General features: G+C 43.7%; 10 protein-coding genes and 1 other RNA gene. 9 read left to right on the top strand and 2 right to left on the bottom strand.

Annotation, left to right across the window (positions count from 1 at the left end; translation table 11 throughout):
- Positions 1–82: 82 nt before the first annotated feature.
- From tatB to C7H79_RS05255, 5 genes are all read left to right on the top strand, one after another.
- Positions 83–478, top strand: a complete 396-nt coding sequence (gene tatB / locus C7H79_RS05275; RefSeq protein WP_106706247.1) for a Sec-independent protein translocase protein TatB — start codon at positions 83–85, stop codon at positions 476–478.
- Between the two features lie 76 nt (positions 479–554).
- Positions 555–1343, top strand: a complete 789-nt coding sequence (tatC, locus tag C7H79_RS05270; protein WP_106706246.1) for a twin-arginine translocase subunit TatC — start codon at positions 555–557, stop codon at positions 1341–1343.
- 127 nt (positions 1344–1470) lie between these two features.
- Complete coding sequence (locus tag C7H79_RS05265) at positions 1471–2100, top strand: UreE family protein (RefSeq protein WP_106706245.1); 630 nt, start codon at positions 1471–1473, stop codon at positions 2098–2100.
- Positions 2101–2135: 35 nt separating this feature from the next.
- The gene (locus C7H79_RS05260; RefSeq protein ID WP_106706244.1) at positions 2136–4532 is read left to right on the top strand and encodes a heavy metal translocating P-type ATPase; all 2397 of its coding nucleotides are present in this window, start codon (positions 2136–2138) and stop codon (positions 4530–4532) included.
- A 21-nt stretch (positions 4533–4553) separates the two neighbouring features.
- The gene (locus C7H79_RS05255) at positions 4554–4763 is read left to right on the top strand and encodes a heavy-metal-associated domain-containing protein (RefSeq protein WP_106706243.1); all 210 of its coding nucleotides are present in this window, start codon (positions 4554–4556) and stop codon (positions 4761–4763) included.
- 80 nt (positions 4764–4843) lie between these two features.
- On the opposite strand, the gene aroG is transcribed toward C7H79_RS05255, so the two are convergent.
- Entirely contained in the window at positions 4844–5902 is a 1059-nt protein-coding gene (gene aroG / locus C7H79_RS05250; RefSeq protein WP_106706242.1) for a 3-deoxy-7-phosphoheptulonate synthase AroG, read from the bottom strand.
- Between the two features lie 430 nt (positions 5903–6332).
- Positions 6333–7766: a TM0106 family RecB-like putative nuclease gene (locus C7H79_RS05245; protein ID WP_172592360.1), complete on the bottom strand. Its 1434-nt coding sequence runs from the start codon at positions 7764–7766 to the stop codon at positions 6333–6335.
- A 357-nt stretch (positions 7767–8123) separates the two neighbouring features.
- On the opposite strand from C7H79_RS05245, the gene ffs reads away from it, so the two are divergent.
- The 4 genes from ffs to C7H79_RS05225 form a co-directional block, all read left to right on the top strand.
- Positions 8124–8222, top strand: an RNA gene (gene ffs / locus C7H79_RS05240) — signal recognition particle sRNA small type.
- A 76-nt stretch (positions 8223–8298) separates the two neighbouring features.
- On the top strand, positions 8299–9906 hold the full coding sequence (gene dnaX, locus C7H79_RS05235) for a DNA polymerase III subunit gamma/tau (RefSeq protein ID WP_106706240.1): 1608 nt from the start codon (positions 8299–8301) through the stop codon (positions 9904–9906).
- Positions 9906–10229, top strand: coding sequence for a YbaB/EbfC family nucleoid-associated protein (locus tag C7H79_RS05230; RefSeq protein ID WP_172592365.1), 324 nt, complete (start codon positions 9906–9908; stop codon positions 10227–10229). The genes dnaX and C7H79_RS05230 overlap by 1 nt, the downstream gene beginning before the upstream one ends.
- A gap of 136 nt (positions 10230–10365) precedes the next feature.
- The coding region (locus C7H79_RS05225) for an autotransporter outer membrane beta-barrel domain-containing protein (protein WP_508278632.1) at positions 10366–12287 on the top strand (1922 nt) is incomplete at its 3' end.

The raw sequence follows: 12287 nt of genomic DNA, 5'->3' as shown, positions 1-12287 counted from the left end.
TCTGAGAATTAAATTATTAATTTTCTACTGAACCAGGGTCTGATCGAATTTCTATTCATACAATCTCAATCGATGCAATAACATGTTTGATATCAGTTTCATGGAATTACTGATCATTTCGATGGTTGCCTTGATCGTGATCGGACCTGAACGATTACCTGCTGTTGCACGAACGTTAGGGCATTTGTATGGGCGTTGCCGTAATTTCATGTATGGCATCAGAACTGATATTCATAATGAAATGCGCATGGAAGAACTAAAGAAAATGCAATCTTCTTTAGAAGAAACAGTTGACTCACTTGAAACCTCAGTTCAACAAAATGTTGAACAACTAAAAACCACTATTATGGATGATGCCCAAACCGCGGAAAAATCACCCAAAGACCTGGCAATGCCTCAATCACATTTAGAATCCCAGCAATCCAAGCTGGACGACAATGAAACCTCGCACGATGTTGATGTACAGAAAAAGAAATAGCAACTTGCGGTGTATCTATTGAAAATTTATCGATACTTTCTCACATTATCAACTCTACAACTACTAATATAGAGCCATGCTTGAAGGTTCATTCCTATCTCATTTAGTGGAATTACGTACCCGGATGATACGTATACTGGGTATGCTCCTGCTTGGTTTTATTCCCTGTGCTTTTTTTGCACGAGAACTGTATACCATACTGGCACAGCCATTACTGGAGAAGCTCCCGCTAGGTGGTCAAATGATAGCCACGGATGTAGCGACACCTTTTTTTGTGCCTATGAAAGTTGCCATGATGATGGCATTTGTTATTACTTTACCGCACACCTTATACCAGATATGGGCTTTTGTTGCACCCGGACTCTATTCCCACGAAAAACGCCTTGCACTGCCTTTAGTATTTGGCACCAGCTTACTGTTCTTTACCGGCATGGCATTCGCATATTTTGCTGCACTGCCGGTGGTATTTGAGTTTATTACTTATTTTGCACCTGAAGGTGTAGCAGTAATGACCGACATCAGCAAATACTTAAGTTTTGTTTTGTCTATGTTCATGGCTTTCGGGGTCACTTTTGAAGTGCCCGTCTTTGTCATCGTACTGGTTAGAGCAGGCGTAATCACCATTGAGAAGCTCAAGGAAATACGCCCTTACGTGATTGTTGGTGCATTTATCGTTGCTGCTATTTTCACACCTCCGGATGTCATTTCACAATTTATGCTAGCGATACCTCTGTGTCTTCTCTATGAACTGGGGATATTGATCGCAGCCTTCATGCTCAAAAAATATAACCGAAAAATTCTTTCAGACACCTCACCCGAATCTACGCAAACCACTTCAGAACAAAATGATGACCCAAAAAGATAAACTGATAGTACGCATGCCCGCAAGCATAATGAACTGACAGAAAGCATAATAAAATGAAACCATCCCGATCCGGTTTAATCTAAAAATTATAAATTGATTTTGATCTTCATCTTGAAGGAGATTGGCGATGTCAAGAAAACGCCATGATGCTAATTTAAAGGCATTAATTATTATAATAAGTTTTTTTTTAAGTGCATTTTATGCCAATGCTATCTTTTCACAGACATCGAAAATCGAGCATAACTATCCATTGCCACCAAAAACTCAAGATCTGATAACTCAATCTTTACCAGAAACTCCACCTGACTCAAATAAACCGCAAAGAACCATTCATCGCATTGGCACAGCGATCAGGGCACCACGAAACAGTATCAGCATTAAAAGCACAGATGCCGGAATGATTCGCCGGCAGTTGCCTGCATCAGGATGTGCCAATTGCGGCATCATCAATTTCATCAATACAATCGGACAAGGCCCTGGTATGAATGCTATAGCAGGTGGAATTATTGCCGGAACTGTCGCTCGGGAGATCATTCGTCAAACCCCTCACTCACACGCCACAAGTCATCCACAGGTCATAGGCGGCAACCATGGCAATTATGAAGGAAATATCGCTTACCCTGGAAATCAGTATCAGATTGGCATCACTATGGATGATGGCAGACAAGCAATTATCGCTCTTCCTGAGGGAACAAACCTTCAACAAGGAGATAGAGTAAAATGGATTGATGGTACATTAATACTGGATCGTCAATAGCTTTAGTTACTTAGATTACTGTTCGGAAAACACCATTGAATTCATCGCTCTTCAAACAGATTGAACTACCCATCGAAGGTATGACATGCGCTGCTTGCGCCGCACGTATTGAAAAGACTTTAAACAAACTCTCGGGTGTACAAGCTTCAGTCAATTTTGCTAATGAAAAAGCTCATGTAAATTTTGATGAAAACCAAGTAGGCACAGACACGCTTGTTAATGTCATCGAGCATGCCGGTTTTCATATTGCGCCACGGACGGTACGACTACAACTACACAAAATGACTTGTGCAGCTTGTGCCAGACATATTGAGAAAGCATTAACAAAATTACCGGCAGTCACAGTCACTGTCAATGTCACAACCGAAACCGCTATAGTTAATTTCATCCCTGGTTTGGTAACTGTCGGAAACTTAATTGATGCAGTCGTCAAGGCAGGTTATGAGGCCAATGAAATCAGTGAATCCGGCCATGCCGAAGAAAAGGCACGACGTCAGGCTGCCTATCAAGCAGAATTACGCTTATTCTGGATTTCAGCTATCCTCACAATGCCATTAGTACTTCAAATGGGCGCTATGTTTAGCGGCAATGAGATGAACATGCTTCCACATTGGTTGCAATGGCTCTTGGCCACTCCAGTACAGTTCTGGATAGGGCGCCGTTTTTATATGGGTGCTTGGCATTCCCTGCGAGGTGGTGGCGCCAATATGGATGTATTGGTGGCGTTAGGTACAAGCATGGCTTATTTTTTTAGTGCCGCGGTCACTCTCTTTGGATTGGATCAACATGTTTATTTTGAAGCCAGCGCAGCCATAATCACTCTTGTTTTGCTGGGCAAATTAATGGAAGCGCGCGCCAAAGGAAAAACCTCCGAAGCCATTGAAGCACTAATCAAGTTGCAACCCAAAACAGCGCGCATTGAGCGCAATGGGAAAATTTCCGAAGTACCCGCAAGCACACTGCAAGTCAATGATGTATTTATTGTGCGTCCCGGTGAGAACTTGCCGGTCGATGGCGTGGTTATGGAAGGATCTTCCAGTGTTAACGAATCCATGCTAACCGGTGAAAGCTTACCTATTGGCAAACAGCCAGGCGCAAAGGTTTTTGCCGCCACGGTGAATCAGCAGGGTCTGCTTAAATGTCGCGCAACCAGTGTCGGCGCACAGACCCAACTAGCCGCGATCATCCATCTGGTTGAAGAAGCACAGGGATCTAAGGCACCAATTCAACGCATGGCAGATACTATCTCAGGAATTTTTGTACCTATTGTCGTGGGGATTAGCATCCTGACTTTATGTATTACTTGGTGGCTTACTGGTGGCTTTGTTACTGCTCTAATCAATGCGGTTGCCGTTCTGGTCATCGCTTGTCCATGCGCACTGGGGTTAGCGACACCAACCGCCATTATGGTCGGCACAGGGCGCGGTGCGCAAATTGGAGTCCTAGTGAAGAACGCAGCAGCATTAGAACATGCTGAAAAAATTCAAACGGTCATAATTGACAAAACCGGCACACTTACCGAGGGCAAACCGGAGGTTACCGATATAGTACCGATGGAATCCCTAAACGAGCAGGGTTTATTGCAAATTGCAGCTTCCCTGGAGCAAGGTTCCGAGCACCCGCTGGCACGAGCCGTGTTAGAAAGCGCGAAGAAATTACAATTACAGCTTCAGCCTATTGATGATTTTGTCGCGATTACTGGCAGTGGCATTACGGCTCGCTTACATGGTATAAAGTACCTGCTCGGCTCTCCAAAATTCCTGAAACAACATAATATTGCCATTGATGAGCAGAAAATCAGCAGCTTGCAGGCAGAAGGAAAAACCGTAATTGTTGTTGCCTTGATTACCAAGAACGCTGGCAAAGTACTTGGCTATTTAGCAATCGCAGATCAGCTTCGTGACACTTCTTTTGGCGCAATTAAAGCGTTACAATCTTTGGGTATCGAGGTGATCATGTTGACCGGTGACAATACTGTAACCGTAGAAACAATTGCCAAGCGTACCGGTATTACGCAGTATCGCGCTGAAGTATTGCCACAGGATAAAGCCGCAGAAGTTACAAAGATAAAAGCCAGTGGAAGATTCACTGCCATGGTCGGCGATGGTATTAATGATGCGCCCGCCCTGGCTGCTGCGGATGTAAGCTTTGCCATCGGTGCCGGTTCGGATGTAGCTATTGAAGCTGCCGATATCACATTGATTCGCAATGATCTGATGAGTGTCGTTGATGCTATTTCTCTGTCGCGCGCCACACTCAGAAAAATTCGCCAGAACTTGTTTTTTTCCTTTATCTACAATATATTGGGAATTCCATTGGCAGCCATTGGTATGCTCAACCCGGTCATTGCCGGTGCCGCCATGGCAATGAGCTCTGTTTCGGTTATCAGCAATTCTCTGCTATTGAAGCGATGGCAGACCAATCACGAATAATTTTCATTAGGAAAAAGTACCATGCAAACCGCCACCATCATAATAAAAGGCATGACCTGTATGGGTTGTGTTAACAGCATCAAAACAGTTCTCAAGAATGTTCCGGGAGTAATTCAAGCAGATGTAACACTCGAACCTGCCCAAGCGATCATCCAGTATGATTCGAACAATATCAAAATTGATCAAATTAAAGAAGCTATAGTGGATGCAGGCTTTGAAGTGATAAATTGAAAATCAATAACACAACGAGTTAATTAATTGCATTTAAAAAATAAATAACCCGTCACTGGTATCTGTGCGCTATAAAGTAATTATTTTCTTCGCTTTTCAATGGCTGCAGCAAGCTGATGCAACACTTGCTCGGTAGTATCAAAACCAATGCAGCCATCCGTAATACTTTGCCCATAAACTAATTCTTCGCGTTTCTTGCCATCAGCTTTTTGGTAGCCTTCAACCAAGTGACTTTCGATCATCACACCGCAGATGGCGCGGGTCCCGGCTGCAATCTGCCCAGCCACATTAGAAGCCACTTCTGTCTGGCGACGGAAGTCTTTGTGACTGTTGGCGTGACTAAAATCAATCATTAATTGCGGCGGTAGTTTGGCTTTTTCTAATTCTTCAACTGCAGAAGCAAGGCTTTCGGCATCATAGTTCGGTTTACGTCCGCCGCGCAAAATAATGTGACAATCTTCATTTCCCTTGGTAGCAAAAATAGCTGTGTGCCCTTCTTTGGTAACCGAAAGAAAATGATGTGGGCGAGAAGCTGCTCTGATCGCATCAATCGCAATATTTAAATTGCCATAAGTGCCATTTTTAAAACCTATAGGACAAGATACACCGGAAGCCAATTCACGATGACCCTGACTTTCGGTGGTGCGTGCACCAACGGCTCCCCAGCTGATCAAATCTGATAAGTATTGCGGGCTTATCAGATCAAGATATTCGGTCGCTGAGGGCATGCCAATTGTATTTAAATCCAACAACAATCGGCGCGCCATTCTTAGTCCTTTATTGATATGAAAGCTGTTATCCAAATCTGGATCATTGATTAACCCTTTCCAACCGATGGTTGTGCGTGGTTTCTCGAAATACACTCGCATTACAATATGCAGTTGCTGCTTCAGCACTTCGCGCAAATGTTTCAAACGAGCTGCATATTCCAACGCTGCATCGACATCGTGAATAGAACAGGGACCGACTACGACCAGCAGGCGATCATCCTCACCATGCAAAATCTGATGAGTCGCCTGCCGCGCTGCGTAAACAGTTTCGGTTGCAATTTCCGTCATGGGATATTCGCGATGAAGCTCTACGGGCGGAGTAAGCTCGTGAACGCCGATAATGCGCAAATCATCGGTCTGGTATTTCATAGAAAGATCCTTTCTTTAGAGGCTTATGAGTGATGAGGAACAAAGATTCATTTGGTAACAAACAATGCAGATCAAGAAAATAGAGCGTATTCTAACCCAAGCATGGAATTTCTTCCGAACATGCACTAATATTTCAGAGAACTAAACAAGAAATAATCATATTTGATATGCTGTTGTAGTTCAGCAGCAAATCCATCAGACGACAAGTTTCCCAATTCAGCCCAAGATTATATTTGTAAGTACGCTTCTGCTAGCTCCAAAGCAACTCCATCGCTTAGAAAATCCCAAGGAAAACACTGCATTTAACTGAAATACCATCAGGCACCTACCTTGGAGAAGACGACATCTTAAGATTTGAAGATTCTTACGGTCGAATCAGTTCACAAGAACAAGAGCAGGATTCAGTAATCGTTAATATGTTTAGCTTTCATCAACAGAATAACCTTCTTAACCATAATTCCAGATTTCTCGTAGCAATTACGTCATCACGGTTATAGCCGAGAATTTCAGTTTTCAATTTTTGCTTTTCAAGCAGATTGGTTTCTGAGCGAAAATGATTGAATTGCACTACCGACCACTGCGACCCTGATCCTTGATTTTCCCATTGAAAGTTAACCAAGCCCGGATGCTTACAAATATCCTTTAAACCATAACCTTGCAGCGGCAAAACCAGACAATCCAGAATCGGATTTTGTATATCAAACAGAGGACTGTCTTGACCGAGCAACCACGCCACTGTGGCGTGATTTTCCATAGCGTAGCGTTCGGCATATTTTCGGATAGTAGCTTTCTCGTGATTCGAATAATGTGCAAGCACTAACGAAGGATACAAAGCACGATATACTTCAATTTTCTGCAGGAAACCTAACCAGCCTTCATAGTCCCTTGTTTCATCATCAGTCCAGACATAATCAAAATCATCCCGGGCATATGCCGGCAACAAAAATCCCCATAAATACACATGACGTTCACGAGTTGGAGTTAGCGGGTTGTCTTCGATATCAAAATGAATCCAGGTTCCCTCCGGTAATATAGCTTTGTTCAGTGGATATATTTTACCGCTCAGAAAGGATTTGGCTTGCAAAATAGCACGGTGCTTTCTTTTATTGCCCTTGAGATAAGGCACATCGGGCACCGCTTCGATTGTACTTGTGGCAAGCTGTGAAATGGTCGAAATACCTGCTTCGGTTAAATAGTCGGCAGCTTTACCATGAATTCCATATAGCAACGAGATATCTTCTCGTGCTTCAAATTCCGGACGACAATGGGCTTCATAAGGACAAATACGGCATTTGCTGTGACTATAACGCACCGGTGGCTGGTGCTGCAGATCCAGCAAAGCTCTTAGGCCAGTGATAAATTCGTCGACCAACGATTCAACTTCATCACCTAACAGTGCAACCCGGCCATCGCCAAGAAAAACCATTGCTGGCAATCCATTATTCAGCAATCGGCGATAAATGCCTAATTGTATCTGAATTGATTTTTTGTTTTCACTGAGTGAAAGTTTTGCATCTGCAGGTTGATATTGACCACTTTCATGCCGAATCAAAAAATCAGGATAACCCACCAATCCTTGACACTCATCCCTAAGTCGTCCTTGATATATAATCGGAATACCCTGTTGAATCAAAGCTTGGGTATGCTCAAAGGAGGTTGCATGACTGACCGGATATTGATTTTCCAGTTGGGCCAGTACGGCTGCTTCGTGCTCCAATCCAAGATCACTGAGCAGCTGATTAAATGCATCAGGCTCATAGCTAGCGGGCTGGTGTTTATCCAACCACGCGCGCCGGTGGCATGCAATCCATGCGCTGGCATCGCTCGGTTTGATTAGCGTTTGGATAGATTTATTGGTAGTCATGGTTCTATTCAAAAGCCCCAGAACAAACTACCTATTTTAGCGGATTTAGCCGACAAGTATTACCTAGATACTACCGATGGCAATTTCAATGTTTCACATCCTTCCTGCTGGTCAGGTGCTGCTAACTGAATATATTTAGCGCGGTGAATGCTGACAATTCTATCCCTCATGGATAATGGTTATTTAAATCAGGCAACAGGTCACCATGATGAACCATAGCATTCGATTAAGTAGTCAAAATTTGATAACGGCCAGATCGTATTCGAGTTTATCGTAGGCCTGTTGAATTCTTCCGCAATCAAATTGGAGTAAACTATCATCTGCTGGTATAATCCCGGCACTTTTGATAAGTTTTATGGCGGGCCTCCCCGCATTGCAATGTAGTCAATCTGGTCAGGTCCGGAAGGAAGCAGCCACAGCTATTTATTGCGAGTGCCGGGGGTCTGGCTCGCCACCTAATACAAACTGAGATCTGTCTTTACCCATTATTGGCTGGTTTAATCGGATGCAATTCGCTTCCCAAATCTAAAAAGTGTCTCAAACACAAGTCCTTGCGCGCAAATGGCGTCCAAGAAATTTCACCGAACTGACTGGACAGGAACATGTAGTCAGAGCCCTGACTAATGCGCTTGAACAAAACAGACTGCACCATGCCTATTTGCTGACCGGAACGCGTGGTGTTGGCAAAACAACTATCGCCCGTATCCTGGCCAAATCTCTTAACTGTGAAGCAGGTGTATCTGCAACACCGTGCGGCACTTGCCCGACATGCCTGCAGATTGATTCCGGAAGCTTCATTGACCTGATTGAGTTGGATGCAGCTTCAAATACCCAAGTCGATAACATGCGAGAACTGTTGGAAAATGCGTTGTATGCCCCTACCAGCGGTCGTTACAAGATTTATATCATAGACGAAGTTCACATGCTCTCCAAGTCAGCGTTCAATGCCATGTTAAAAACACTGGAAGAACCGCCGACACATGTCAAATTTGTGTTAGCAACAACTGATCAACAGAAAATCCCTATTACAGTCTTATCGCGTTGTTTGCAATTTAACTTGAAACAAATTCCGCAAACACAAATTACCGATCATCTAAGAAGTATACTGGCACAAGAAAGAATCCCATATGACATAGTATCGCTGCAACTAATCGCCCGCGCAGCACAAGGCAGTATGCGCGACGCATTGAGTTTACTGGATCAGGCCATTGCTTTTGGAGCAGGCAAAATTGAAGAAACCAACGTGCGAGACATGTTGGGCATCATAGATCAAGGTTATCTGTATGATCTATTGGATGCTTTGGTACAAAAGAATGGCCTGAAACTATTATCATTGGCTGATGAAATGGAGATGCAGTGTTTTTCATTCGATACCGCATTGCAGGATCTTGCGGTCATCCTTCATCGTATTGCCCTGGCACAAGCGGTTCCCCGAGCGATCGGCGAGGATACCCCTGAATATACGCGCATATTTGCGCTAGCGAAAATACTGGCGCCTGAAGATATTCAGCTGTTTTATCAGATCGTACTTCACGGACGCGGCGACCTAAGTCTGGCACCTGATGAATATGCCGGCTTTACCATGACACTATTGCGCATGCTCACCTTCATGCCGGAGGATCTTGCCGTCAATCAACAGCCGCCACAAATCCCATCCAGAGACACTCAACAATCCGCAAAAGCAGAGCAAAAACCGCAATCAGTCTCTGGAGATACCATTCAGCAAGTAATAGCGGACGGTTCGGACCTTACTTGGTCGCAACTGACTCAGCAATTAAAGCTGACAGGAATGGCTAAAATGCTGGCACAACATAGTGAAGCCAAGAGTCTTTCAGCAGACAAGATAGAACTGTGTGTTCCGGAAGTCCATAAGCATCTGCTGGAGAAAAAATATCAGGATAAAATTCAATCTGCTTTGAATAATTTTTTTAATAAACCCGTGGTACTTAATTTTTTCGTTGGAAGTATTACGGGACTAACACCGGCAGCAATTCAGCAAATTGCAGAAGAAGAAAAGCAGGCGCAAGCGATTGCGGCAATTGAAAAGGATCCAATTGTGCAAGAACTGATCGAACAATTTGATGCTAAATTAATCGTTTCTTCAATTAAACCCAATCAAGATAAAGGAGATAAGCAATGATGAAAGGTAATCTGGGCAATATGATGAAACAAGCCCAAATGGTGCAGGATAACATGAAAAAAATGCAGGAAAAACTCGCCACCATTGAAGTGGAGGGACAATCGGGTGCTGGAATGGTTAAAGTCATTATGACTTGTCGTCATGATGTCAAAAGAGTCAATATCGATGACAGTCTTGTCGGAGACGACAAAGAGATGCTCGAAGATCTCGTAGCGGCAGCCTTTAATGATGCTGTGCGGCGCGTGGAAGCAACAACTCAGGAGAAAATGGCAGAACTCAGTAGCGGATTAGGTTTGCCACCAGGGATTAAATTGCCTTTTTAAATAGCCCCTTAATTTTACATTGAAATAAGGCAATTAATTTACTCTATTTGAGAAATTAAATCACCAACTGATTGAGTAGAATCAGTTTATTTTAAGGCAGCTCACGAACGCTGCCTGTGTAAACTTGAGGAAAACCATGAGCGACAAGCAACTAGAAGTGCTACAAACAGTAGTTGCCATGTTCAATGCAGCACCAGGTGCACGCTATTTAAACGAATTCGTTTTGTTTCTTGACAATACTGGCAGCTCGGTAAAAGAGCTGGCCAGTTTTCTTGCACAGACCGATGTATTTAAACAATCGCTCTATTCAGACACATTATCCAATACCGAGTTTGCCGATCAATTTGTAAACAATACCGCTGGTTTACTGGTCAGCAAAGAGGATAAGGCATGGGCCGCCTCAGAAATAGTAAAAATGCTGGATGCAGGCGAAAGCCGAGGGGATGTCCTGTACTGGGCGGCAACAGCACTTGCGTCGATTGATTTTACCAACATTCACTGGGGTGCGACTGCCCAGCAATTCAATCATAAAATCGAAGTAGCCGCTTTTTATTCGATTGACCAAAGCGGATCAGCCACTAGCCTATCTGTTTTGCAGCAAGTAACTGAGAAAGTTACCAATGACATCAGCACGGTTACTGCAATCAAAACATTGCTAGCCTCGAATAATGCGGGCAAAGTCATTGATGGCTATGTTAAAAAAGCGCTTGTATTTGCAGATCTCAATGGCGATCATTTGCTTAATCCCGAAGAAGCAAGTTCCATCACGGATGCATTTGGCAACTTTTTCTTACCCAGCATCATCGGATTTGGCGATCTGATCGCATCCGGTGGAATTGATATTGCCACAGGCATGCCTTTTGAGGGGATTATGACTGCACCGGCGGGTGCAACCGTCATCACGCCACTAACCACGTTAGTTGACAAGATTGTGCAAGATAATGCTATTTCAGTGCAAAGTGCGGTTATAAAGGTACTGGCATCACTCGATTTAAATACAAGTATCGATTTACTCCATTTTGATCCCATCAAAGAAGCAATTCGCACGGATATTTATCCGACTGAAATTAATAATGCACTTAAGATCCATGTCGCTTCAGTTCAAATCCAGATATTGGTCAGCCAAATCGCTGCCCTATTGCATGGCGCAGGTATAGCCCCTGATGAAACTACAGCAATTGATTGGGCTTATGATACTTTGGCTGCAATGGTTGGAAACAGCACGGACAGAATTCCTCTAACCTCCAAAAGTATTATTGTGAAAGTCATTGTGGGCGCTGCTCAGTTATCAGGTGTTGACGAGGCAGTCTTACTCAAATCGGCTGGTTTATTAGCTGATGCTTCACAAAGTATCGCTAATTTAAATCTGAGCATTATTAATACATCACAAAATAGCGGGAATAAATTAAAAATACTAGCGAATATTGCTGCAGTACAAATTGTTTCTGAGAACATCGAAGCTGATATGGAATCAGGGGCTGCTAAAGGAAATGTCGCAAGTACGGTGAGAAGCACAACGGGAGCACTTTTCACCAACGCCATCACAAAAGCGGGTTCAAAGGTGGGTGATGTGAATGGTGACGGAAAATCCGATGCACATCTATTACTACCATCTTCCGGGGGAGGATCTCCTGCTCCGTCTACAAATATATTCTATTTAGCGACAAATGCTACAGCATTCTCAGGCACTGCGGCGAATGACATATTGTCAATTTCTACAGCGTCAACTTGGACACCTTTAATAATGACGGCGGTTGTATTAAATGGTGGCGCAGGTATCAATACTATAAGTGTGCAAGATGGCTCCAGTATAGCACTTGCAACAGTGCTCAATTTTACAAATTTAATTTTTGATGCGACAGGTGTTGTTGGAGCCAACAATGTGACAATGTCTGCAGCACAACACCAGAACTTTACCGGAACCATCACCGCGCTAGGCACCGGCGTAAATGGTGAGCAAATCACAATCTCCGGTGACGGTAACATCACCACATTGACGGACATTGAAACCTACGTACTGGAAGATGATTCCACCAATGCACGCACAGTAACCGTTAC

This window comes from Nitrosomonas supralitoralis, assembly GCF_003011925.2.
Taxonomy (GTDB): domain Bacteria; phylum Pseudomonadota; class Gammaproteobacteria; order Burkholderiales; family Nitrosomonadaceae; genus Nitrosomonas; species Nitrosomonas supralitoralis.
The sequence above is the reverse complement of the archived record's forward strand: the minus strand, read 5'-3'. Positions and strand labels throughout refer to the sequence as shown.

Coding starts and splice junctions, on each gene's coding strand:
- tatB (WP_106706247.1), top strand. CDS start 83: ATGTTTGATATCAGTTTCATGGAATTACTGATCATTTCGATGGTTGCC.
- tatC (WP_106706246.1), top strand. CDS start 555: ATGCTTGAAGGTTCATTCCTATCTCATTTAGTGGAATTACGTACCCGG.
- C7H79_RS05265 (WP_106706245.1), top strand. CDS start 1,471: ATGTCAAGAAAACGCCATGATGCTAATTTAAAGGCATTAATTATTATA.
- C7H79_RS05255 (WP_106706243.1), top strand. CDS start 4,554: ATGCAAACCGCCACCATCATAATAAAAGGCATGACCTGTATGGGTTGT.
- aroG (WP_106706242.1), bottom strand. CDS start 5,902: ATGAAATACCAGACCGATGATTTGCGCATTATCGGCGTTCACGAGCTT.
- C7H79_RS05245 (WP_172592360.1), bottom strand. CDS start 7,766: ATGACTACCAATAAATCTATCCAAACGCTAATCAAACCGAGCGATGCC.
- C7H79_RS05230 (WP_172592365.1), top strand. CDS start 9,906: ATGAAAGGTAATCTGGGCAATATGATGAAACAAGCCCAAATGGTGCAG.